General features: G+C 69.6%; 23 protein-coding genes and 1 rRNA gene. 13 read left to right on the top strand and 11 right to left on the bottom strand.

Annotation, left to right across the window (positions count from 1 at the left end; all coding sequences use genetic code 11):
• Positions 1-427: 427 nt before the first annotated feature.
• Entirely contained in the window at positions 428-1,993 is a 1,566-nt protein-coding gene (locus tag ACFZBP_RS21355; RefSeq protein ID WP_391415190.1) for an FAD-binding protein, read from the top strand.
• 94 nt (positions 1,994-2,087) lie between these two features.
• Here the strand turns inward: ACFZBP_RS21355 and ACFZBP_RS21350 are convergent, their stop codons facing one another.
• The 6 genes from ACFZBP_RS21350 to ACFZBP_RS21325 all read right to left on the bottom strand — a co-directional run bounded on the left by ACFZBP_RS21350 (position 2,088) and on the right by ACFZBP_RS21325 (position 7,523).
• Positions 2,088-2,798, bottom strand: a complete 711-nt coding sequence (locus tag ACFZBP_RS21350; RefSeq protein WP_391415188.1) for a phosphatase PAP2 family protein — start codon at positions 2,796-2,798, stop codon at positions 2,088-2,090.
• Positions 2,799-2,998: 200 nt separating this feature from the next.
• Positions 2,999-4,006 carry an NlpC/P60 family protein gene (locus tag ACFZBP_RS21345; RefSeq protein ID WP_383457254.1) on the bottom strand — a complete coding sequence of 336 codons (1,008 nt, stop codon included), beginning with the start codon at positions 4,004-4,006 and terminating at the stop codon, positions 2,999-3,001.
• 36 nt (positions 4,007-4,042) lie between these two features.
• The gene (locus ACFZBP_RS21340) at positions 4,043-5,809 is read right to left on the bottom strand and encodes a protein kinase (RefSeq protein WP_391415185.1); all 1,767 of its coding nucleotides are present in this window, start codon (positions 5,807-5,809) and stop codon (positions 4,043-4,045) included.
• A 27-nt stretch (positions 5,810-5,836) separates the two neighbouring features.
• Positions 5,837-6,601, bottom strand: a complete 765-nt coding sequence (locus tag ACFZBP_RS21335; protein WP_391415183.1) for a trypsin-like peptidase domain-containing protein — start codon at positions 6,599-6,601, stop codon at positions 5,837-5,839.
• Positions 6,602-6,667: 66 nt separating this feature from the next.
• On the bottom strand, positions 6,668-7,009 hold the full coding sequence (locus ACFZBP_RS21330; RefSeq protein WP_391415181.1) for a hypothetical protein: 342 nt from the start codon (positions 7,007-7,009) through the stop codon (positions 6,668-6,670).
• Positions 7,010-7,088: 79 nt separating this feature from the next.
• On the bottom strand, positions 7,089-7,523 hold the full coding sequence (locus ACFZBP_RS21325) for a hypothetical protein (protein WP_383457245.1): 435 nt from the start codon (positions 7,521-7,523) through the stop codon (positions 7,089-7,091).
• An 808-nt stretch (positions 7,524-8,331) separates the two neighbouring features.
• Between ACFZBP_RS21325 and ACFZBP_RS21320 the strand changes: the two genes are divergently transcribed.
• Positions 8,332-8,748 carry a hypothetical protein gene (locus ACFZBP_RS21320; protein ID WP_391415178.1) on the top strand — a complete coding sequence of 139 codons (417 nt, stop codon included), beginning with the start codon at positions 8,332-8,334 and terminating at the stop codon, positions 8,746-8,748.
• A gap of 137 nt (positions 8,749-8,885) precedes the next feature.
• On the opposite strand, the gene ACFZBP_RS21315 is transcribed toward ACFZBP_RS21320, so the two are convergent.
• On the bottom strand, positions 8,886-9,845 hold the full coding sequence (locus ACFZBP_RS21315; protein ID WP_391415176.1) for an oxidoreductase: 960 nt from the start codon (positions 9,843-9,845) through the stop codon (positions 8,886-8,888).
• A 146-nt stretch (positions 9,846-9,991) separates the two neighbouring features.
• On the opposite strand from ACFZBP_RS21315, the gene ACFZBP_RS21310 reads away from it, so the two are divergent.
• Together ACFZBP_RS21310 and ACFZBP_RS21305 are read left to right on the top strand one after the other, a co-directional pair.
• Positions 9,992-10,585, top strand: coding sequence for a WHG domain-containing protein (locus ACFZBP_RS21310; protein ID WP_391415174.1), 594 nt, complete (start codon positions 9,992-9,994; stop codon positions 10,583-10,585).
• Between the two features lie 259 nt (positions 10,586-10,844).
• Entirely contained in the window at positions 10,845-11,552 is a 708-nt protein-coding gene (locus tag ACFZBP_RS21305) for a hypothetical protein (protein ID WP_391415172.1), read from the top strand.
• Positions 11,553-12,288: 736 nt separating this feature from the next.
• Here ACFZBP_RS21305 and ACFZBP_RS21300 read toward each other — a convergent pair.
• Positions 12,289-12,579 (bottom strand): hypothetical protein, encoded by a 291-nt coding sequence (locus ACFZBP_RS21300; RefSeq protein WP_391415169.1) that lies wholly within the window; start codon positions 12,577-12,579, stop codon positions 12,289-12,291.
• Positions 12,576-12,896 (bottom strand): hypothetical protein, encoded by a 321-nt coding sequence (locus tag ACFZBP_RS21295; RefSeq protein WP_391415167.1) that lies wholly within the window; start codon positions 12,894-12,896, stop codon positions 12,576-12,578. Before ACFZBP_RS21295 ends, ACFZBP_RS21300 begins: the two co-directional genes overlap by 4 nt.
• A gap of 149 nt (positions 12,897-13,045) precedes the next feature.
• On the opposite strand from ACFZBP_RS21295, the gene ACFZBP_RS21290 reads away from it, so the two are divergent.
• The 7 genes from ACFZBP_RS21290 (at position 13,046) to ACFZBP_RS21260 (ending at position 20,913) form a co-directional block, all read left to right on the top strand.
• Positions 13,046-13,288, top strand: a complete 243-nt coding sequence (locus ACFZBP_RS21290) for a GntR family transcriptional regulator (RefSeq protein WP_391415165.1) — start codon at positions 13,046-13,048, stop codon at positions 13,286-13,288.
• A 376-nt stretch (positions 13,289-13,664) separates the two neighbouring features.
• Positions 13,665-13,973 (top strand): hypothetical protein, encoded by a 309-nt coding sequence (locus ACFZBP_RS21285; protein WP_062723864.1) that lies wholly within the window; start codon positions 13,665-13,667, stop codon positions 13,971-13,973.
• Positions 13,974-14,163: 190 nt separating this feature from the next.
• Entirely contained in the window at positions 14,164-14,997 is an 834-nt protein-coding gene (locus ACFZBP_RS21280; RefSeq protein WP_391415162.1) for a hypothetical protein, read from the top strand.
• Positions 14,987-16,321, top strand: a complete 1,335-nt coding sequence (locus ACFZBP_RS21275; protein ID WP_391415159.1) for a hypothetical protein — start codon at positions 14,987-14,989, stop codon at positions 16,319-16,321. The genes ACFZBP_RS21280 and ACFZBP_RS21275 overlap by 11 nt, the downstream gene beginning before the upstream one ends.
• Positions 16,318-17,874 (top strand): SCO6880 family protein, encoded by a 1,557-nt coding sequence (locus ACFZBP_RS21270; RefSeq protein WP_383457213.1) that lies wholly within the window; start codon positions 16,318-16,320, stop codon positions 17,872-17,874. The genes ACFZBP_RS21275 and ACFZBP_RS21270 overlap by 4 nt, the downstream gene beginning before the upstream one ends.
• A 6-nt stretch (positions 17,875-17,880) precedes the next feature.
• The gene (locus tag ACFZBP_RS21265) at positions 17,881-19,296 is read left to right on the top strand and encodes an ATP-binding protein (RefSeq protein WP_383457210.1); all 1,416 of its coding nucleotides are present in this window, start codon (positions 17,881-17,883) and stop codon (positions 19,294-19,296) included.
• A 24-nt stretch (positions 19,297-19,320) separates the two neighbouring features.
• Positions 19,321-20,913, top strand: a complete 1,593-nt coding sequence (locus ACFZBP_RS21260; protein WP_391415156.1) for a TraM recognition domain-containing protein — start codon at positions 19,321-19,323, stop codon at positions 20,911-20,913.
• A gap of 31 nt (positions 20,914-20,944) precedes the next feature.
• Here ACFZBP_RS21260 and ACFZBP_RS21255 read toward each other — a convergent pair whose 3' ends face one another.
• Complete coding sequence (locus tag ACFZBP_RS21255) at positions 20,945-21,508, bottom strand: GNAT family N-acetyltransferase (protein ID WP_383457203.1); 564 nt, start codon at positions 21,506-21,508, stop codon at positions 20,945-20,947.
• A 93-nt stretch (positions 21,509-21,601) separates the two neighbouring features.
• Between ACFZBP_RS21255 and ACFZBP_RS21250 the strand changes: the two genes are divergently transcribed.
• Both ACFZBP_RS21250 and ACFZBP_RS21245 read left to right on the top strand, forming a co-directional pair.
• Positions 21,602-22,894: a histidine kinase gene (locus ACFZBP_RS21250; RefSeq protein WP_391415153.1), complete on the top strand. Its 1,293-nt coding sequence runs from the start codon at positions 21,602-21,604 to the stop codon at positions 22,892-22,894.
• On the top strand, positions 22,891-23,568 hold the full coding sequence (locus ACFZBP_RS21245) for a response regulator (protein WP_391415151.1): 678 nt from the start codon (positions 22,891-22,893) through the stop codon (positions 23,566-23,568). Before ACFZBP_RS21250 ends, ACFZBP_RS21245 begins: the two co-directional genes overlap by 4 nt.
• Before the next feature lie 47 nt (positions 23,569-23,615).
• Here ACFZBP_RS21245 and rrf read toward each other — a convergent pair.
• Positions 23,616-23,705, bottom strand: a 5S ribosomal RNA gene (gene rrf / locus ACFZBP_RS21240); the annotation flags it as partial.

Here is a 23,705-nt window from a genome sequence, read left to right as displayed (position 1 = left end):
GACGCCCCCGCGGAACACCGCACGACAACAGTGGAGAAGGGCCGCTTCTGCACAGCCCACTGCACCTGCGGCTGGCACGGCCCAGCCAGACGCGCCCGCAGCCTGGCCCGATCGGACGCCCAGGGACACGCCGGCACCTGAGGCCGTATCCACGCTTCGTACTTCGCCTCACATCCGCCGACGCCACTCTTCGACGCCGGTCCCGATCTTTCAGCCCGTCCGGCGTTTGAGGACGAGGCCCGGAGGGCCGATGGCGGGGTCTGGGGCGGCAGCCCCAGGGGGGTCGAAGGGGCGGAGCCCCTTCAAGGGATGGGACGGGTAGGGGCGGCGGGGGCGAGAACCTCCCGACCCGCACCGCAGGACCACCGCGCCATGGAACCCCACCCCTCTCCACCCCGTCTCGTCTCACGAACCCCCAGGAGGCGACATGGAACGGCGTACCTTCATCGGCGGCACCGCAGCAGCCCTCACCGCCCTGACGGCAACCGCCTGCAACGGCACCAAGAGCACCAGCTCCGGCACGGGCACCCGCACAGCCACCGGCACCGCCACCCGCACCCGAACCACCGCCGCCTCCACCCCAGCCAACTGGACCGCCCTCGCCAAGGACCTCGACGGCCGCCTCATCCGCCCGGGCGACGCCGACTGGAAGTCCGCCCGCCTGCTCTACAACACCCGCTTCGACAACCTGAAGCCCACCGCCGTCGCCTACGTCGCCCACCCCGACGACATCCGCACCACCCTCGCCTACGCCCGCGCCCACAACCTCCACGTAGCCATCCGCAACGGCGGCCACTCCTACGCCGGCTGGTCCTCCGGCAACAACCGCCTGATCATCGACGTCTCCAAGCTCAACCGCGTCCGCGCCACCGGCAACACCGCCGTGGTCGGCGCCGGCTCCAAACTCATCGACGTCTACCGGGCCCTCGCCGCCAAGGGCGTCACCATCCCCGCCGGCTCCTGCCCCACGGTCGGCGTCTCCGGCCTCACTCTGGGCGGCGGCCACGGCGTCACCTCCCGCGCCTACGGCCTGACCTGCGACAGCCTCACCCAGGCCACCCTGATCACCGCGGACGGCAAGCAGCTCACCGCCAACGCCACCACCCACAAGGACCTCTTCTGGGCCCTGCGCGGCGCCGGCAACGGCAACTTCGGCGTCGTCACCGAGCTCCAGTTCAAGACCCACCCCGCCCCTCAGGCCGTAACGGCGTACATGACCTGGCCCTGGTCGAAGGCGGCCAAGCTGATCAAGGCGTGGCAGGAGTGGGGCCCGACCCAGCCCGACGAGATCTGGTCGGCGCTGAGCATCTCGAACCACGCGGGCGGCAACCCGACCATCACGGTCGCGGCGTTCTCGCTGGGCACCTACAACGAGCTCAAGAACGCGGTGGACCGCCTCGCCGACCGCCCCGGCGGCCCCGGCCCCGCGAGCAACGTAGCGATCAAGCGCCGCTCGTACGAGGAGTCGATGGAGCTGTACGCCAACTGCTCGTCCTTCACCTCGGACGCCCAGTGCCATCTCCCCGGCTCCACCCCGGGCCGCTCCCCGCAGGGCGCGCTGAGCCGCGAGACGTACTCCGCGAAGTCGGACTTCTTCGACCGTTCGCTCTCACCGGCGGGCATCCAGACCCTGATGCGGCAGATGCAGTCGGTCCGCGGCGGCTCCGGAAGCGTCGCCCTCACGGCCCTCGGCGGAGCCGTCAACCGTGTCTCCCCGACGGCGACGGCCTTCGTGCACCGCCGCTCCCGCATGCTGGCCCAGTACATCGCCTCCTGGCGGGCCGGCACGTCCGGCTCCACGGCCCAGTCCTGGCTGACGTCGGCCCACGACGCGATGCGTCCGTACGCCTCGGGCGCCGCGTACCAGAACTACACCGACCCGACGCTGAAGAACTGGCGCAAGGCGTACTACGGGGACGCGGCGACGCGCCTGACGAAGCTGAAGAAGCAGTACGACCCGGAGGGCTTCTTCACCTACCCGCAGGCGCTGTAGCCACCATCACGGCTCCGTGTCCCCCGCTCCTCCCCGCCCTCGGCTAGGACCTGCCGTCAAAGTCGCACGGCAGGCGGGAAGGTGACGACTGGCCCTAGGCCGCGAGGTCCCGCTCCTCGGCGTCGGCGGCCTCTTTCCTGGCCCCCGGAATCACGGCCTTCTGCCCTCCCGCGCGGGAGCCGCCCCGCGCTTTGATCAGCCACCCGGCCCTGGGCGAGCGTTCGATGGCGGACATCAGGGGCGTCAGCAAGGCCATGGCCAGCGGCGACAGCAGCAGGGCGACGGCGGTGCCGAGCGCGAACCCGCCGATGACGTCGGTGGGGTAGTGCACGCCCATGTAGACCCGGCAGAACCCGCCGAGCAGCGCGAGCCCGATGCCGACCAGCCCGAACCTCCGGTTGGCGACGAACAGGCCGACGCCGAGGGCCATGACGATCGTCGCGTGGTCGCTCACGAAGGAGTAGTCGGTCTTGCCGCTCACCAGGACCTCGAGCCCCTGGTGGTCGAGGAACGGCCGGGGCCGCTCGACGAACCCGCGGATCGGCACGTTCACCAGGACCGCGATCCCCGCGGCCAGCGGCGCCCACACGAGCGCGGCGACGGACGAGGCGGCGTCCTCGTCGCCCCGGCGTCGCACGGACCACCAGCACCACACGACGAGCAGCACCAGGGCGAGCACGATCCCGTACTCACCGACGTACTCCATGACCCGGTCGAACCAGTGCGGTGCGTCCTTGGCCAGGCCATTGATGTCGAAGAGCAGGTCGACGTCGGGGTTCGACCCGGAATCTGCGAGTCCAGCCATATGCCGCGGCCCCTTCATCGTCTCTTCGCTCGGCGCATCGTACGTACGCCGCTCCGCCCACCCCCGTGGTTGTAGATCCGGCTACGACACCAGGAACGCACGGCCCCTGTTGATACGTTCCACACTCCACTGAATGATCACGCAGACGTTATCGAAGAGAGACCCATCACCGCAGTTCAGGGGGTGGGTTCACGCTCCGTCTACACCGTCGTGGGCAGCGCTTTCGCGCCATCTTCGGTCACCCGGGTGGCGCCGAAGTAGTCCGGGGTGTCGATCGGGTCGAACCGGATCACAGCACCCGTTCTCGGCGCGTCGATCATGTACCCGCCACCCACATAAATCCCGACATGCCGGATCGCCCGGGAGTTGGTGAGGTCGTCCGAGAAGAACACCAGATCCCCCGGCAACAACTCGTCCCTGTCCGGATGCGGCCCCGCGTTGTACTGATCGTTCGCCACCCGCGGCAACGAGATCCCCACCGTCTCGTACGCGGCCTGAGTCAACCCCGAACAGTCGAACCGTCCCCCGTCCGCAGCACTGCCCTCCCCACCCCAGAGGTAGGGCGTCCCCAGCTTCTTCTGGGCGTAGTAGATGGCGGCGGCGGCTTGTTTGGAGGGGTCGACGCGGCTGACCGGCGCGGCGAAGCTCTGCTCCAGGGTCGTGATGGTCTTCACGTAGTTCTGGGTCTCCTTGTACGGCGGCACGCCCCCGTACTTGATGACCGCGTACGCCCCGGCGTTGTAGGACGCGAGCATGTTCCTCGTCGCGTCGCCGGGTACGTCCTTCACATAGGAGGCGAGCTTGCAGTCGTACGACGCGGCCGACGGAATCGCGTCCTTCGGGTCCCATACGTCGCGGTCGCCGTCCCCGTCGCCGTCCAGCCCGTGCGTGGCCCACGTCCCCGGGATGAACTGCGCGATCCCCTGCGCCGCCGCCGGGCTCTGGGCCTTCGGGTTGAACCCGCTCTCCTGGTACAGCTGGGCGGCGAGCAGGGCGGGGTTGATGGCGGGACACAGATTCCCCCACTTCTGCACGAGCGCCGAGTAGGCGGCCGGCACGGCCCCCTTGGCCAGCGACCTGGACGCTCCGCCCGCACCGCCCGCGAGGTTCCCGGCGACGACATAGACCCCGACGACGAGCAGCATCACGAAGCTGAGCCCCGCCGCGACAGCGGCACCCGCCACGATCCATGCCTTACGCACCGTCAACCGCCCCTCGCCTGACAGGAGTCCGCTCGCGCCAGTTTAGGAGCTTCCCACGTGGAAGCCATGGCAACCGATGCTCTCGTAATCCGTCGGACTGCCGTTGACGTGGTAGAAGACGACCGTCCAGTCACCCGGGTCGTTGGTGACGGGAATGGCCTCGTAGGTGTCGCCGTCCGCCGAGTGCTCCTGGAAGTCGTCGGGGTACACCAGATCGACGAACCCGCCGTCCTTCCAGTGCTTGAAGATGTCCTGCGGCCTGCTGGTGTAGCCGACGCCCAGGTTCGGGGACTTGTTCGGCATGCCCGTGTCCGGATCGATGTCGTGCGGCGACTTCACACCGACCGAGACGTAGTAGGGATCGGGCTCCTTGGTCTGCGCGTCCGCGTACTTGAAGCGGAAGGAGATCTTCGCCCGCTGCCGGACATTCCCGCCGTCGACGTCATCGGCGTCGACCACGCTGTACTGAAGCTCCATCGGCGCGCTGACCGCACCGACCTGTCTGCACTCGCCGCGCCCCGACTGCGCCTCGTACGGGTCGTCGGAGAGGGTCCAGTTGGCGACGGATCTCTTGTTGTTCACGATATGGTCCGGGACTTTCGTCGACGCGGACGTGTTGCTCCCGGACGGTGACGACGTAGCCGACGACGCCCCGTCGCCCTGCGCCCGCGACCCGCCGCCCTTCTCTCCCTGCCCATCCAGCATCCGCAGGGTCACAGCGGACGCCGTCCCCACCACGACCGCGACGGCGAGGGCCACGATCCAGGGTGTACGACGCGACCGGCCCCTCTCCGGTACGGCTGTCGGCGTCGACGGCGCGAGCGTCGGTACGTACGCCGGGACGGCCGTCGGCACATAGCCGGGCCCCGCGGTCGGCGGATACGTCGGCGGGGTCGGCGTCCCGTGCCCCGGCGGCACCAGCCCGGCCACAACCGCCGCCCCGAGGTCCTGGGGCACGGCCTCGGCATCGCCGCTGAGCCGCCTGTAGAACGGGTCCTCGGCCAGCGCGGAGGACACCGCGCAGCGCGCGACGACGGCGTCGAGCCCAGGCCGCCGCACAGGGTCCTTCGCCACGCACTCCCTTATCAGCGCGGCCAGTTCGGGAACGACGCCCTCGACGTCGATGTCCTCGTGCACGACGCGATACGACACGGCGTGCGTGGGCCCGGAGCCGAACGGTGGCCGACCGGTCACGGCATATGCGAGGGTCGCGCCGAGTGCGAACACATCCGCCGCCGCGCCCACCTGATTGCTGATCAGCACCTCGGGGGCGGTGTACCCAGGCGTACCCGGAGCAAGGCCGGTCTGCGTCAGAGCGGTGTCGGCCGCACCGCGGGCGATCCCGAAGTCGATGAGCAGCGGCCCCTGCGGAGAAAGGATCACGTTCTGCGGTTTGAGGTCCCGGTGCGTCACTCCGTAGCCATGCACGCTCGCCAGCGCCTCCGCCAGAGCCGCGAACAGCCGCCGGGCACTGTCGGCCGGAAACGCCCCCCGCTCCCCCACCGCCCGACTCAAAGTAGGCCCAGAGACATACTCGGTGGCCAGCCAGTACGGCGCCGACTCCAGCGAAGCGTCGATCAGGTTGGCCGTATACGCACTACGCACCGCCCGCACCGTCTCGACCTCACGCCGAAACCGCGCCAACGCCTCCGGATGGTCCGTGATCTCGTCCCGGATCACCTTGATCGCGACCAGCCGTCCACCCGGCGACCGGGCGAGATAGACCTGCCCCATGCCACCCGCCCCGAGCCGAGCGAGCAGCGTGTAGGCACCTATGTGTGCCGGGTCCCGATCCTTCAGTGCGTCCACGGAACCGACCTTGCCACAGAGATCAGTTCAGCGGGGCGAGGCCCGTCCCGCCTCCCGGTACAACCCCGCCGCCTCCACCCCGAACACCACGCTGAACGACACGTCCGCCGTGGCCCCACCCCCGTCGTGCCCGCCGAGCACACCCACGACCGCCCCGTCCCCGTTGATCCACGGGCTCCCGCTGGTTCCGCCGCTGAAGCCGGGGCACTCCACGCGCTGCTGGCGGCGACCGTGCGGAGTCGGCTTGTCGGTGCAAACGATCGGTGCCGGACGGGCGTTGGGGTACCCGGTCACGGTCACCGCCGTCGCCCCGGTGGCCATCCCCGCGACGAACCGATTGCCACCGACGACGTCCTCGACCCGCCCCCCTTGCCCACGCCCACCCCGGCCCGCAGCCACCACCGCGAACGCCACGTCACTGTCCTCGTCCCGCCCGTGCACCCACGCCTGCGGCAGAAACCGCCGCCCGAGCCTCCACACCCCGTACGGCGCCTTCCCGTCCCGGTACCCGGGCGCGAAGTCGACCTCCGCGTCCCCGGTCCGGTCCAGGCAGTGCGCCGCGGTGATGACGAGGTCGTGCCGCGGGCTGTGCACGACGGAGGCCGTGCAGAAGCGCCGGCCGCCCGCGAACAGGGCCCCGACCCGAGCCGTCGGCACGGTGGCCGCGGCGACGGCGGTGACGCCGAAGGGCCCCGACCCGTCGTCGGCCGCCGCCCCGGAGGCCGAGGTGACGGAGGCGACGGCGAACAGAACGGCGAAGGCGTGGAAGGCGGAACGTGAGGTGCGTTTCATCGGACCCCACCGTTCCGCATGAAGGTGAGAAAAGAGTCAGACCGCCGGGATGGAGAGAAGAGAGAGTCAGGTCAGCCGTCGGCCCATCTTCGCCGACTGCCGATTGTGACCCTTCGTGTCCCACCACTCTTCCAAATGGGCATGGACGAGATGCACGAGCTGCCGCATTCGGTCGGGAGGGGGCGCGGGCGAGGTGAGTACGTCCGCCCAGGATTTGTCCTCCCAGGGCAGATTGACCACCCAATGCTCATCCGGGTGGCCCTGACGGCCCACAGTCAGCCAGTACGTGAATATCGCGCTGCGGTCCGGACGGTGCTCGACCGACATTTTGTTCACGTCGAAACGAATTCCGTCCGCAGTGACGTACGAGCGACTGAGGACCTGCTCAGCCGGTGTCTGTTCCTCCACGGGTACTCATCACCCTTCCACCTCGACCCACGCCCCGATCCCGGTCCGGACCGATCCCGGTCCGGACCGATCCCGCGACTCAGCAGCGAACAGCGCCCGCGGCGGCCCTCTGGTCCACCTTGTAGGCCGTCAGCAGGTCGTTGGTCCCCGCCGGGGTACCAATGATGGTGCGGAACTTCTCGACCCGCGGGCACTGGTTGGCGTAGGTGGAGTAACCACCGCGGCCGTTGGGGTCCCCGGACCATATGGCGGCGTCGATCTTCCGGTCCATCGTGCTGTTCCAGCCGTGCCGCGCCTTGATGTGCTTCCAGCCCCACGTGCTGGTGCCGCAGCGCAGGGTGAAGACCTTGGGCCCGCGGAAGTACTTCTTCAGAACGTAGTTCCGGCTGTGGCTCCTGCACTTGGCGTCAAAGCTGTCGGCCCGTACGGAGGCGGCCTTCGTGGAGGCCGCGGATTCCGAGGACGACGCCGGAGAAGCCGGAGAGGCCGCGGAAGCGGAACCCGCGGCCGGCATTACCAGTGCCGAAATGGCGGCAGCGCCACACAGCGCCGTCTTGACAGAAGTGTTGTGAAGCATGTGTTCCCCTCGTGTTCTCCCCGTGGTCAGCGGGGAGTTGGTGTGAAACGCCTCGTTGATGACGCCGTTTCACCGTTTCATCGCCGATCGCGCCCCGTCAACCAAAAACAACTCAGGCTGTCCCGACGCGTTTTTCACCATAGGGCACCCCACTGACAATCACCCGTAAGCCCAACCGCCCGGCCGCAGAGGGTCAGTCCCGTCCGGCCCCAGACAGCCAGTTCCGTCTGGGGCGGCACAGCGGAGACCCGGCGAGCAGCCCCGGTGCCGCCCCACGCTCCACCTCGGTGCGATGGGTCGGGGTGCCCGTGACGCCGCCGTAGGCATCGTGAGTCCGGTGCGCCGGCCCCGAGGATCCGCAGCGCCACGGCGAGTTCGGCACCGCGCCGCGTGCCCGGGGCCCCGGTCGTCGTCACCACGGTGCCCGGGGCCCCGGTCCCCGTCACCACGGCGGTACGCGCACCCGCGCCCGCGTGCCGGGCGAGCACCCCGCCCGAGACACAGGGCCTCGTCATCCGGGTGGGCGACCACCCCGAGCAGGATCGGCATCGACGACGCGTTCGCCGCCATCCCCACCGACCAACCACCCCCGGCCACGACCACCCACCCACCCACCCACCTGAGTACGCATACTCAGGCGCAGCCCGGCCCGCAACGGCAAACTGTGCCCCGCCCACTCAGCTGACCCAGCTACCTCAGCTGTCTCAACTGACCTATCCGCACCGCGACTTCAGGGGGAACGAACGTGAGACGAACCAGCCGCGTCCTGGCCACGACGGCGCTTGCGGCCTGCGGACTGACCGGCCTGGGGGCGGCGCCCGCCACCGCGTCGACCGACGTCCTGCTGCCCCACCCCGGCCCGGAGGGTCTGGTGTGGGTGCAGGAGCACACCGGAGACGGAGGTGTCGCGTCCGGTGGCGCATGGGACCGGCTGCCGACGGTGCTCACCGTGGCGTGCGAGGGCGGCGGCGACGTAAGGGTGACGATGTCGCAGGAGTCGCAGATCGCCGCGTTCTCGGTCGACTGCCCGGCCGACGAGGCCGGGGTGGGCTCCGTGACCATGGACCCCGGCGTGGTCCGCCCCGGGTCCTTCGTGATCGGCGTCGACACGTCGGCGGACAACATCCGCTGGGCCCTCACGGTGACCCAGCCGGAGTCCTGACCGGCCCAAACCCTGACCGGCGGCCGACCCGACCCGCCAGATCCCTGACCGGCCGACCCCTGACCTGGCCCGCCCGCGACCTGACCGGCCCGCGACCTGACCGGCCCGCCGTACGGCGTACGCCAACCAGCCTCGCCCTACCGCTCGACCCCCACCGGGTCGACACCACTCCCGCCCCCGACCTCAGCGGCCCCGACCTCACCCTTCCCCAACGGCCAGCTCACCCCCGTCAGTTCCTCCGAAACCGTCCACAACCGCCGCGCCACCCCCGCATCGCTCGCCGCCACGGACCGTCCCACCAGCGTCGGCGCACCCCGCATCTCGCCCAAACCGTCGGGTCCGACGTAGCTCGCGCCGGGCAGGTCCTGTGTCGCGGCGTACAGCGTCGGCAGCGCACCCGCCCGGTCGTCCTGGGCGAAGAACCGGTTGCCGATCTTCATGAACCCGCGCATCACCGCGCTCCCCGCATGGCTCTGCAGGTTGGTGGCGGCATAGCCGGGGTGCGCGGCCAGCGCGCGGACCGGGGAGCCGGACGCCGTCAGACGGCGCTGGAGTTCCAGCGTGAACAACAGGTTCGCCAGCTTGGACTGGGCGTACGCGCGGTTCGGGTCGTAGCCGGACGCCCAGTTCAGGTCCTCGAACCGGATCCGCGCGCCGAACCACCGGTGCGCACCGGACGACAGCGTCACGACCCGGTCGGTGACATACGGCAGGAGCAGGTTCGTCAGCGCGAAGTGGCCCAGGTGGTTCGTGCCGAACTGCATCTCGAAGCCGTCCGCCGTCCGCTGCTCCGGCACCATCATCACGCCGGCGTTGTTGATCAGCAGCTCCAGCGGCCGCCCCTGCCACCCGTCCGCGAACTCCCGCACGGACGACAGATCCGCCAGATCCAGGCGCCGCACCTCCGTACTGCCGTTCACCGTCGCGGCCGCCGCCCGCCCGCGCTCCGGATCCCGTACGGCGAACACGACGTGCGCACCCGCGCGGGCCAGCGCGTCAGCCGCCCGGAGGCCGATCCCGCTGTTGGCGCCGGTGACGACGGCGGTACAGCCGGCGAGGTCGGGGAGGCTCGTGGCGTCCCATGTCTGTTTGGCCATCTCGTCATCTCCTCATTCGACCCTGCGGCCTGATCCGCACCGCAGTCATTCCTCGAATGTAGGCGCCGCCAACAATGCTGTCAATGACAACAATGATGGCGGCGCCAACAAAGATGGCACCGCCAACATCAGGCTACGATGAGCCCATGCCCGAGACCCGCCCCTACCACCACGGAGACCTGCGCGCCGCCCTGCTCGCCGCAGCGGAACGCACCCTGCGTGACAAGGGCGCGGCCGCCCTCTCACTGCGCGAACTGGCCCGCGAGGTCGGCGTCAGCCACGCCGCCCCCGGCCGGCACTTCAAGGACAAGCAGGCCCTGCTCAACGCCCTGGCCCTGGCCGGGTACGAGCGGCTGGCGCAGACCCTGGACGCCGCCGAGAACCCCGCGCTCCCCCTGGAGCCGCGCCTCACCGCCCTCGCCCGGGCCTACCTCGGTTTCGCCATCGACAACGCCGCGCTGCTGGAGCTGATGTACGCCCGCAAGCACGAGCCGGACGCCTCCGAGCAGATGGCCGCGGCGGTCGAGGCGACGGTGGGAAGCCTCGTACGGGTCCTGGCGGACGCCCAGCGGCGGGGCGAGATCATCGACGGCGACCCGGAGGAACTCAACCTCGTCACCGGCGCCGCCCTGCACGGTGTCGCCGCCTTCATCTCCGCCGGCTGGCTGACGCCGGAGGCCGCACTGGCGGGCGTGGAGGGCCTGGTGCACCACTTGCTGCACGGCCTGAAGCCCCGCTGACAGCTCGGGCCTTCCGGATCGTTCATGACGGGCATGTTCTGCGGGCCCGCCACAAGCGGATGGAGAGTGGGCGCGGGCCACTGGGCGGACTCGATGGACACCGGCGACAGTGGCCGCCCGGGCTCACCGCATCATCGCGCCGGTTGCTCAAATCAAGCTCAGGAAATCACGCTTGTGATGGTCGTATGCATGCCGTTACGCCTAGTGTTCCTGGCACTTGATCGCCACGGGGGGCGATCCACCAGGAAATGGTGGCTTGATGAGCAGAGCCCGGATATCCAGAAAAGTCCTGGCCCTTACCTGCCTGACTGTCATCGCCGGACTGACCACCGGCGGCACCGCAGTCGCTGAGGAGCCGTCACCGACGGCCACTGACACCACCGTCGTCGAGACCGCTCCGCCGCCGGAGCCGGAGGAAACCGACCTCATCGAGGGCGCTCCCACCGGCGAGGCCTCTGCGCCGACAGAATCGCCTGTACCGGATCCCACCATGGGAGACGACGAGATCAACCTGCCGACGTCCAAACCGAGCGCCACACTGGACGCGAGGCCCTGCGAGCCGGGCTACCGCTACACGCCTACCAGTAAGAGCGAGGACTTCCACAAGGGTGTCGGCGCGGAGCAGGCCAAATACAACGGCACCTCTCGCACCGCGAGGTCCACCTTCACCTCCGAAGTGACCGGCAAGGTCGGCATCGCCTTCAGCGGCGAACTGAAGGTCGGGGGCACGGTCGTAGTTGCCGAGATCGAGGGCAAGTTCGGCGTCAACGTGTCCGTTGAACTCACGGCCAAGCTGGGCAACACGATCGCCGTCAACACCCCGCCCAAGCGGACCACCCACGCCCGCTACGGCGTGTACCGGCTCAAGTCCTACGGCTATAACCAGTACGTGTACGCCAACTGCACCAAGGGCGTGAAGAAGAACATGACCGTCTACATGCCCCACCGGACCGGCTGGGTACTGTGAGAAACCAAGTGACAGTCCACTCGCGGACAGCGGCTCTTCTGCTGGTGACCCTGGCCGCAGCGGGCTGTACCTCCAGCACTGACACGCACGATGCTGTCACGACTCCGGCACCCACGACGTCGAACCCGCCGACCAGCCAGCACAGCAGTGCGCTCACGCCTCCGCCGCTCGATTCCGAGACCGGTGAGGTCGTCGCCGGCGAGCGTGACGAAACCCGCGGCAACGCGAGCTTCTCCTTCGTGGCACGGGCACTGTCAAGGTGTCAGTGCCTGCACTGGGAACGGACTTTTCCCTCGAGTGCAGCACGCCAGAGCCCGCCGTAACCTACAACCAACTCGCCATGAACGCCGCCCACAAGGCCGGCACCGTGGCAGTCACGGCCCCCTCGACCGTCACCTGGGCCCTCACCGTCGGACGCGGCAACGTTGCTGAACAGGATTCCCCCGCAACGCAATGACACCCGTCATTAGCCCGGCACGCTGACGGCCAGTCCGCAATATGAGGCTGGCCGTCAGGGCGCACATCGCGCAATCAGTGATTACAGCCGAACGAACCGGCCCCGGAGCGCAAAGAGCACGCTTCGAGCGGGGCTGCCTCGACTGACCCGTCGACCCGCGGACGCGGGTCCACCGCCGAGGGGCGGTGCGGAAAGCCCGACTCGAACCGGAGCAGCAAGTCCTGCCACCCACTCCAGCTCCCGACCATCCCGCCCCGCCCCCGGCAGACACCACTCGGCTCACTCCCTGCCGACCACACCTCCGTACGGCACCGCACCCCCGACCATCATGCCGACGCATTCCTCAAGCGCCGCGTGCAACGGCGACACGAAGGCGGCGAGTTCGACGTCCGACACGTCACCCGCCTCCAGTGCGGCCCCGACGACCGCCACCAGGACGGCTGCGGCCTCCAGGGCGTGCTTGTCGGCCAGCGCCTCCAGAAGGCCACCTGCGCGCGCGACGACGAACGCCTCCTTGCCGGTGGCCGGGTCGACACCAAGGCTGCGGGGACGCCACGCGTCGTTACTCATACGGCGGCCTCCCACGGGAAGTGGTCCTGCCCCCTGGCGGCGAGAGCGGCAGCCCGACGCCGCTGCTGTCGCAGACGCCACCGCTCACGCTCGTCACGCTCGCGTTCCCATACGACGACGTACGGCCGCACCAGTGGCTGACCGTCGGCGGCGATGACGCCGGCCCGGCACAGCCGGGTTCGCCGCGCGGGCGCGGGACGACATGTGAGAGGGGGCGGACAGGACCTGCGGTCGTCTGGCACCGGTACCGGATCGGCGCGGTGCGCTCCGCGTCCGGGGAGGAAGAGGCTCAGGATGGCGGCCAGTAGGCTGCGCATGGGTCGACTCCAGTTCAGTCGGCTCAGGCCCCGGTGAGGAAGTAGCCGCTTCCCGTCGGGGCCGTTCTGTCTTCGGAAGCCACCTTACCCGTAGATAACCGTGGATAACCACGGATGCATGGAATGCCATGGTCACCCACGCTGACCTCATGGAGCTTGACCGCACGCGTCCGCTGTGGCGCCAGATCGCAGCGGAGATCATCCGACGCATCAAAGACGGCACGTATCCGCCAGGCAGTCGCGTGCCGTCCACCCTGGAAGTCGCCCAGGAGTTCGGCGTAGTGAACGCCACGGCGGCGAAGGCCATGCGTCACGTACGGGAACAGGGCTGGACGCGCGGCGAAGTCGGGCTGGGGACCTTCGTGGTCGACCCGCTGCCTCCTTCCCCCTAAACCCCCACCTAGCCCCCACCCCTGTCGGGCCGTCAGCTCACACACCCCACCGACGCCCGTTCACCACAGCCGGATAACCTCACCCGCAGAACACCGGCACGACCACCCCCCACCAACTCACCCGACCGGCCGTCAGAAACGGCATCCGGCGTGAGGAGGCCTAACGACGCAACCACACGACAGGTTCCGCTCAGGCCTCATTGCCCGGCGTGACCTGCCGTGATACACAGAGTGACCATACGAGGTATTCGTACGAATCCCGCCCATCAATGACGCCAAGTCGACATACGACAGCGCCATCGTCGGCGAGAATGAGGCCTGACCTCTGCGCACCGCAGGGGGACTGCGGAACTACCCAACAGGGGCGGTGACTTACATGCTCTTTGCGGCCGATAAGGGCGACATCAACACCATCATCGGCGGGATCGCTCCGGACTGGGGTCCCTTCGGCGCACTGGGGAACGAAGCGAAGACGATGATCCAGGTCGTCATGGCTGTCGCCATCCTGCTCTGCCTCGGCATCGCCATCTGGGGCGCGGCCAAACAGCGCATCGGCGCGACCGCTCTGCGCGACACCTTCAGCGCGGAGCAGGGCAAGGGGCTGATCATCGCCGGTCTGACGGGCGTCTTCATCATCGGCTCACTGGGCACGCTGTTCACCATCGTGTACGGCATGGCCGTCTAGACGGCTCCGTCCCGCCCGTCCGCTCCGGGCACTCCCGGCCACCCTCGTCCCCCACCCATCCCGTCGTGCCCACCGGCTGAGGTTGCGTTTCCCTGATGTCGAGTCACCACACCGCGCCCATGCGGGAACCAGCACGGCTACCGTCGTACTCCTACGTGTGTCCGTCCGACGTCGAGGGGGCGTACGCGGAATGAGTCTCGGAGACGAGCGGGAGTCCTCCGGCGGATACGGAGGCACCGGCCAGACCCGCACCCGCCTGCCCGAAAGCGGCGGTGACGTGTACGGCGGCGCCCGACGCGGCGGCCGTTCGTCCTCCCGAAGCCTGGTCACCGTGGTCGGCGTCGTCGTCCTCCTCATCGCCGCGATCGCCTTCGCGAACCGTGGAGGCGATGACTCCGGTTCCTCGACGGGCGACGAAAACCAGCCGAAATCGTCGACTACGGCGGCGAGTGGGACACGGCCGGTGGATGGGAAGGCCGGGGGGATTCCGACCGGGTACGCGCACGACGAACAGGGGGCTCAGAGTGCGGCGGCCAACTATGGCGTAGCGCTGGGCTCGGCGGACATGTTCAACGCGGCCAGACGGCACGACATCGTCGACACCGTCTACACCCCCGATGTCGCCGCCAGTCGGCTGCCCGAACTGGACAGCGTGTACTCCCGCGAGAGCTTCTTGAAGAGCATCGGCCTGAACAAGGACGGCACCGCACCGACCGGCCAAACCTTCATCTCCCGGGTCATCCCAGTCGGCACCAAGGTCACCTCGTTCACCACGAGCAACGCCACCGTCGAACTCTGGTACACCTCGCTGTTCGGCCTGTCCGGCGACGGCTCGACCAACCCGGTGTCGGAGAGCTGGTTCACCACGACCTACCAGCTGAAGTGGGTCGACAACGACTGGAAGGTCACCAACTTCCAGCAGAAGGACGGACCTGTGCCGGTCGGTCGGGACCAGAGGGCCTCCACTGCCGATGACATGACGAAGGCCGTCGAGGAGTACGGAGGCTTCACGTATGCGCGCTAACCGCCGTTTCCTCAAGGTCACCGCGGCGCTGGCGGCCGTACAAGCCACCGCCGTGCTTCTGGCCACCCGTGCCGTCGCCGCACCGACGCCCTCCCCCACCCCGTCGTCGAGCAACGACCCCTGCGACCTCATCCGCGGCCCCGCCAAGGACTACTGCGAAAAAGACAACGGCGGCAGTAACCGCACCGGCGGCGGATCCACCCTCGACGACCCCACCGCCACCCTCGACCCCCTCTCCTCCCTCGCCAAGGGCTGCGCCGAAGCCGCCGCCTGGACCGTCGACAAGCTCAGCGAGGCCGTGAAGGAGACCGCCAACGTCGACTTCACGAACCCCAAGTTCCTCCAGCAGTACGCGGTCGTCTTCGCGGCGTCGACGATCCTCACCCTCCTCCTCTGGCTCCTGGCCGTCGCCAAGCGAGCCGTCCGAGGGGTCCCCCTCAGCACCGCCATCTCGGAGGCCATCGGCTTCCTCTGGCTGACGGTGCTGGCGTCGGCGTTCACCCCGCTGATCCTCTACACCGTCGTATCGGCCACCGACGGCGTCACGGACGTCCTCGCGAAAACGACGGGCGACCAGACGGACACGTTCTTCGGCACCTTCTCCGGCGCCCTGGAGAAGGGCCAGGACATCGGCGGCGGCCCGATCATGCTGATCGTGGTCTCCCTGGTCTCCATCCTCGCCGCCGGCATCCTCTGGCTGGAGCTCGTCATCCGAGCCGCCCTGCTCTACGTGGGCGCCCTCCTCGGCACCGTCGTCTACGCCGGCCTGGTCGACAAGAACCTGTGGGGCCACGTCCGCCGCTGGGCCGGCATCATGATCGCCGTCATCCTCGTGAAGCCGGTCATCGTCATAGTGCTCGGCCTGGCCGGCGCCCTGTCCGCCGACGACGGCCCGAACGCCTTCTCGGCCGTCGTCTCCGGCCTGGCCATCATCCTGCTCGCCATCTTCGCGAGCGCGATGATCTACCGCTTCGTGCCCGGCTTCGGCGACGAACTCGCCGGCTCCCGCAACAACCGCATCATGCGCGGCGCCGAAGGCAAGGCCGCCGCCGTGATCAGTTCCCCGGCGACCCTCGTCGCCCAAGGCATCAAGACCCACAGCTCCCGCGCGGACAACCAGGGCGGAGGAGGCCAGTCCGGCTCGGGCGCCCGCCCGTCCAACCCCGCCTCCGGCGGCGTCGCCGCACACAGCTCGCGCTCCTCGAACGGGGGCGGCGGATCTGTCCCCTCCGCCGCACCCGCACCCCGCTCGGGCAGCCCGGTGAACACCCCCCACGCCAGCAACACACGTAACAGCAATCGTTCAGGAGGTGACGGGCGTTGACGACCGAGTCCCACGTGTCCCACGCGGTCACGCCCCGCCGTTCATATCTGATCGGCCGCGCCCGGCCGAACGCGATCGTCGGCCGCAACCGCGAGACCGGCGAGATCGCGCTGATCATCGCGGGCGCGTTCCTCGGCATGATGTGCGGGCTGCTCGTCCCCGTCCTGTCCCTGCGCATCGTGCTGCTGATGGGCTTCCCGCTGGTCGCGCTGGCCGCGGTCTACGTGCCGTACAAGCACCGGACCTTCTACAAGTGGTTCGAGATCAACCGCAGCTACAAGCGCACCCTCCGCCGCGGCACCGCCTACCGCTCGGGCGCCGTCGAGGCCGGCACCCACCTCGACGGCCGCGAGGTCGAGGTCGGCCCGCCGCCCGGCATCGGCCGCATCACCTGGCTGGCCGCGCCCTTCGGGCCCGACGAGATCGCCGTACTCCTGCACGCCGACCGGCGCACGGTCACGGCCGCCATCGAGATCGAGGGCCCCGGCGTCGGCCTGCGCGACTCCGAGGACCAGGAAGCACTCGTCGACCGCTTCGGCACCCTGCTGAAGCACGTCGCCAACGGCGACGGATTCGTCACCCGCCTCCAGATGCTCGCCCGCACCCTCCCCGCCGACCCGGACGCCCACGCCAAGGACGTCGCCCAGCGAGGCGACGACCGGGCCCTGGGCTGGCTCCAGCAGTCGTACGACCAGCTCCAGTCGATGGTGTCCACGAGCAGCGAGCAGCACCGCGCGTACCTCGTCGCCTGTATGCACTTCACCCGCGAACTGGCCGCCGAGGCCCAGGCGATGGCCCGCGCGGCCCGCCCGCACGGCGGCAAGGTCGACCGGGACGCCGGTCTCGCGGTTGTCATGGCCCGCGAGCTGACCGACATCTGCTCGCGCCTCCAGGAGGCCGACATCCGCGTCCGCCAGCCCCTCGGCCAGGGCCGCCTCGCCTCCCTCATCCACTCCATGTACGACCCGGACCACCCGATCGACCACATCCAGGCGATGACCAAGCGCAACGCCTGGCCGGCCGAACTCGACGCCATGGAGCCCACGTTCCTCCAGGCCAAGACCCGGGAGTCGTCCACCCGAGCCCCCTGGTGCCACGCCACCGCCTGGGTGAAGGAGTGGCCGATGACCCCGGTCGGCGTCAACTTCCTGGCGCCGCTCCTCGTCCACACCCCGGACGTCATCCGCACGGTCGCCGTCACGATGGACCTCGAACCCACCGAGGTCGCCATCGAACGCATGCTCACCGAGAAGACCAACGACGAGGCGGAGGCCAGCCGCGCCGCCAAGATGAACCGCACCGTCGACCCGCGCGACATCGCCGCCCACAACCGTCTCGACCAGCGCGGAGAAGACCTCGCGAGCGGCGCCGCCGGCGTCAACCTGGTCGGCTACATCACCGTCTCCTCCCGTTCCCCCGAGGCCCTGGCCCGCGACAAGCGGACCATCCGGGCGTCGGCCGGAAAGTCGTATCTGAAGCTGGAATGGTGCGACCGCGAGCACCACCGGGCATTCGTGAACACACTCCCCTTCGCCACCGGCATTCGGAGGTAGGACCTGATGCGGGACCCGCTGTCCGTCCTCACCGAGGCCTTCACGTCCTTCCTCTTCGGGAAGGTCGAGACGACCCGGCTCCCGGTGCGCACGTCGACGGGCCAGGCGCAGGCGGTCTACCTCCCGACCGCCGCCCCCGGCCTCGGCGACTCAGGCGTCATCATCGGCCGCGAGGTGTACTCCGGGAAGGGCTACATCTACGACCCCTTCCAGCTGTACGGCCAGCAGCTCCCCGCCCCCCACTGGCTGGTCCTCGGCGAGTCCGGCAACGGCAAGTCCGCGCTGGAGAAGACGTACGTCCTGCGCCAGCTGCGCTTCCGCGACCGCCAGGTCGTCGTCCTGGACGCCCAGGGCGAGGACGGCGTCGGCGAGTGGAACCTCATCGCGCAGGAGCTGGGGATAACCCCCATCCGCCTGGACCCGACAGCCGCCCTCGACATGGGCATCCGCCTCAACCCGCTCGACCCCGCGATCACCACGACGGGCCAGCTCGCCCTGCTCCGCACGATCATCGAGGTCGCGATGGGCCACGGCCTAGACGAGCGCTCCGGCTTCGCCCTGAAGGTCGCGCACTCCTACGTCAACGAGACCATCCTCGACCGCCAGCCCGTCCTCACCGACATCGTCGAACAGCTACGGCACCCCGAGCCGGAGTCGGCCGAGGCGATGAACGTCGCCATAGACGACGTACGCGCCTGGGGCCTGGACGTCGCGCTGGTGCTGGACCGTCTGGTCGACGGTGACCTGCGCGGCATGTTCGACGGCCCCACTACGGTCGGCATCGACCTCGACGCGCCGCTCATTGTGTTCGATTTGTCCCACATCGACCGCAACTCCATCGCCATGCCGATCCTGATGGCGATCGTGGGCGTATGGCTGGAGCACACCTGGATCCGCCCCGACCGGAAGAAGCGCATCTTCCTGGTCGAGGAGGCCTGGCACATCATCAACAGCCCCTTCGTCGCGCAGCTGTTCCAGCGCCTGCTGAAGTTCGGCCGCCGCCTCGGCCTCTCCTTTGTCGCCGTCGTCCACCACCTCTCCGACGTCGTCGACGGCGCCGCCGCGAAGGAGGCGGCCGCGATCCTGAAGATGGCCTCGACCAGGACGATCTACGCCCAGAAGGCCGACGAGGCAAGGGCGACCGGCCGCGTCCTCGGCCTGCCCCGCTGGGCCGTGGAGATCATCCCGTCCCTCACCCCCGGCATCGCCGTCTGGGACGTCAACGGCAACGTCCAGGTCGTCAAACACCTGGTCACCGAGACGGAACGCCCCCTGGTCTTCACGGACCGCGCGATGACGGAGTCCTCCACCGACCGCGACCTGACCGACGACGCCCTGCGCGCCGCCGAACTGGAGGCGGAGGAACGGGCGGCGGCCTTCGTGGAACAACACCTCGGCGACTCCGAATCGACGGTGGCCTAGGCCGGCACAGGGCAGGGAGGCAGTGTGAGACCGGACGACCGCCGAGCACACCGGGACCACCGGGACGGCCAAGGGGGCATCCCCGACGGCCTGCTCATCGGCATACTCGCCTTCCTCCTCGGCATGACCCTGCTGGTCTGGACGGCCACAGGCCTCGCCGCCCTGCTCGCCCACGGCTCCTGGCCCTCCGGCGTCACCTTCACCCGCACCCCCCTGGCCATGCGCTCCCTCATCGCCCACCCCCAGGACATCGCGGCTGCCTGGCCGGACACCCCGACCGAGCAGCTCTCCGGCTACGGCCTGGTCTGGGGCCTGTTCATCGGCCAGCTGATGATCCTGCTCGTCCTGGCCGTGTTCGTACTGGGCACGGTGGCCCGGTGGCGCGCGGTCAGGGCGGGACGGCGGGAGGCGAAGGCGGGGAGGACCGAGGGCGGGGAGACAGCGGCGCCGATACCGCATGAGGCCACCGCACCGCGCGATGTGGCCGCACCGCACGTCGTTCCCGCGCCCAGAACGGCGCCGAAGCCGGACCGACAGCCCCAGCCCCAGCCCCAGCCCCAGCCCCAGCCCCAGGCGACGGTACCTTCCGACGCCGACTGGCAGACGACGGCCACCACGCCCCCGGATCTCAGCAAACCGACGGCACCCGGAGCCGACCTCCGAGCGGCTCGGCCCACCGAACGGGTAGGCGGGTGGGAAAGGCTCTTCGTAGCCCCCAGAGAAAGCCGCCAGTCAACCGCAACCCAAGCAGTACAGGACGCGGAAGGCCCCACCCTGGTAGTCACCTCAAACCCAGCCCTCTGGCAGGACACCAAGGACGCCCGCGCAAAACTGGGCCCCGTCCTCCTCTACGACCCCACCCACCTCTGCGACACCCCGTCCCGCCTCCACTGGTCCCCCGCCACAGGCTGCGAGGACAAGCAGACAGCAGTGGCCAGAGCCGCCGCCCTCCTGACCCCGGTCCGCCCCACCTCCCGCCTCGACCAAGCGGTCAGCGACACCGCGGAAACCCTCCTCCGCAGCTACCTCCATGCCGCCGCCATCGACGGCCGCACCATCCGCCACGTCCACCGCTGGTCCCAGGGCGCCCAACTCCAGGACGCCGTACGCATCCTCCGTACGAACCCGAAGGCCGCCCCCGGCGCCGCAGGCGAACTCGAAGCCGCCCTCACAGCCCACCCGGAACGCCGGGACATGGCCCAGGAGTTGACCACCAGAGCCCTCTCGGCGCTCTCCACCGTCAACATCCGGGAGTCCTGCAACCCAAACCGAACTGATGCCCTCACCTTGGATTCCTTCGTCCACGAAGCGGGCACGCTTTACGTGGTGGGTGAATCCATCGAGGACCCCCGAGCCAACCCGGGCGCCATGCCACTCCTGACGGCCCTCGCCGCAAGCGTGGTCGAGCGCGGCCGGCACATGGCCGAACGGTCATCCTCCGGTCGCCTCGACCCACCACTGACGCTCGTCCTGGACGACGTCGCCGCCGTGGCTCCGCTTCCCCAACTGCCGGAGCTGCTGGCCACCGGAGCGGACCGGGGCATGCCGACCCTGGCCCTGCTCCGGTCCCGGGAACAGGCCCGCTCCCGCTGGCCGCACGACGAACTCCCGGTCTGAACCTACGAGGCACCCCCGAGCAGGCGGCTCGTCATGGCCGCTCCATGACGAACTCCAACTCGACGTCGTCCGGCTCCTCCCCCAGCGACACGGTCACCCCACTCGGCACGAACCCGGCCCTCCGGTAGAACCGCTGCGCCCGCCCGTTCTCCTCGTGCACGATGAGCCGCACCCGCTCCACACCCCGCGACCACGCCCACTCCAGCCCCGCGTCGAACAGCACGTCGGTCAGCCCGCTCCCCCGCTCCTCCGGCCGCACGAACACACCGACGACGTGCCCCTGCTTCCGCTCCACCACGGCCCCGGCCCAGTCGGTCGTGCCCGGCTCCTCCACCAGCACGGTCAACGTCCCGACCCACACACCGTCCGGCCCCTCGGCAATGATCTGCTGCGCCCGGTCGGCCCCCACACAGGCACCGGCGGCCCGCTCCTGCCAGAAGGAGTCCGGCCGTGCCACGGCCTGCTCATAGGTCTCCAGAAAGGCAAGCGGCGCGATCGGATCCCGCAGCGCGGCAAGCCGCAACTCCTTCGCGGCAGCCCACTCGTCGGCTCGTATCGACCGGATGACATAGGCCCCGGGGCTCGTGGTGCTCATGGCCGCAACCGTAGTACCTGGGTACGACATCACTCACCGCGAATACGGCCCACGGCCCTGTGCCACCTGCCGAAAACCCCGCACGATGGACCGGTGACGCAAGAGCGAGCGACGGAAGAACGGACGCGGGAACAGCAGGCGCCGCAAGAACGGACGCCGGAACCCCTCACCCAGCACGTCCACCGCATCACCCGGCACGTGCGCGCCTTCGACCGACGCCACCCCCTCGTCTGGGACCTGCACCTGACCGGCTTCTGGGTGACGGCGGCCCTGATCGACTACTACGGCGGCGGCTGGCTCAACGTGGCCCGCGACCGCGCCAACCCGGACTGGCTCGTCCTCACCCTGAGCCTCGGCCTCTCCGTCCCCCTCCTCCTGCGCCGCACCCACCCCCGGGCCGTACTCCTCGCCATCGCCCCGTTCGCCCTCGTCAACGCCTGGACAGGCATCGCCCTCCAGGCCTTCCTGCTCCAACTCCTCGTCGTCTTCCACCTCGCCCTGCGCCGCCCGCACCGCAACCTGTGGTGGGCCACAGCCCTGATCCTCGCGCCCATGTCGGTGCTGGCCGCCCGCCACCCACAGGGCACCCCGGACCAGGACATCGTCCCCGTCCTGATGTCCGTCGTCGTGGCGGCAGCCATCGGCATCACCGTCCGCACCCGCCGCGACCACACCGAGGCCCTCGAGGACCGCGCTCGCCGCCTGGAGATCGAACGCGACCAGCAGGCCCAGCTCGCCGCCGCCGCCGAACGCGCCCGCATCGCCCGCGAGATGCACGACATCATCGGCCACAACCTCTCCGTCATCACCGGCCTCGCCGACGGCGGCAAGTACGCGGCCGCCAAGTCCCCGGAACGCGCCACCCAGGCCCTGCACGCCATCGCCACCACCAGCCGCCAGGCCCTCGGCGAACTACGCCGCCTGCTCGACGTCCTCCGCGACGAGGACCACCCCCGAGCCCCCCAACCGGAACTGACCCCCCAGCCGACCCTCACCGACCTCGCCCAACTCCTCGAAGGCGTACGAGCCGCAGGCCTCCCCGTCCACACCACCACCCACGGCACCCCCACCCTCCCCCCGGGCCGCCAACTCACCGTCTACCGCGTCATCCAGGAAGCCCTCACCAACACCCTCAAACACGCCGGCCCCGGCACCACAGCGGCCATGGAGCTCTCGTACGAGGAGAGCGGCGCCGTCACCGTCACCGTGACCGACACCGGCAGGACAGGCCCCACCCACCCCGCCCCACCCTCCGGCGGCCGCGGCCTCCCCGGAATGCGCGAGCGAACCGCCCTGTACGGCGGCACACTTGAGGCCGGCCCACGCCCGCACCCAGAACAGGGCTGGCGCGTCCACCTGCACCTCCCGGAGGAAACCCCGCAGTGACCACCGTCCTCATAGCCGACGACCAGCCCCTGCAGCGCTTCGGCTTCCGGATGCTCCTGGAGAGCCAGGACGACATGACCGTGCTGGGCGAAGCGGCCAACGGCAGCGAGGCCATCCGCATGACCGCCGAACTGAGCCCCGACGTCGTCCTGATGGACGTCCGCATGCCCGGCCTCGACGGCATCGAGGCCACCCGCCGCATCACCTCCTCCGGCGACCGCACCCGAGTCCTGATCCTCACGACCTTCGACCTCGACGAGTACGCCTACGCCGGCCTCCGCGCCGGAGCCTCCGGCTTCCTCGTCAAGGACGCCCAGCCGGAGGAGCTCCTCTCAGGCATCCGCGCGGTGGCCACGGGCGACGCGGTCGTAGCCCCCAGCCTGACCCGCCGCCTCCTCGACGCATACGCCCACCACCTACCGTCCCAATCCCCTGCAGCCGGCCCGAACGCGTCATCCCCGGACCCCCGCCTCACCCCCCTCACCGACCGCGAACGCGAGATCCTCAAGGTGATCGGCCAGGGCTGGACCAACACGGAGATAGCCACGCGCCTCCACCTGGCCGAGTCCACGGTGAAGACCCACGTGGGCCGCATCCTCGCGAAGACCGGCTCCCGTGACCGAATCCAGGCGGTGATTCTGGCGTACGACACGGGCCTGGTGAAGCCCTCCTGAAACGCGAAAAGGCCCACACCGTAAGGTGTGGGCCTTTTCTAAAATTTGTTCGGCGGCGTCCTACTCTCCCACAGGGTCCCCCCTGCAGTACCATCGGCGCTGTAAGGCTTAGCTTCCGGGTTCGGAATGTAACCGGG

Origin of the sequence: Streptomyces sp. NPDC008086, assembly GCF_042957325.1 — a bacterium.
In the GTDB taxonomy this organism is placed as follows: Bacteria; Actinomycetota; Actinomycetes; order Streptomycetales; family Streptomycetaceae; genus Streptomyces.
This window is presented reverse-complemented; position numbering and strand designations above follow the sequence as displayed.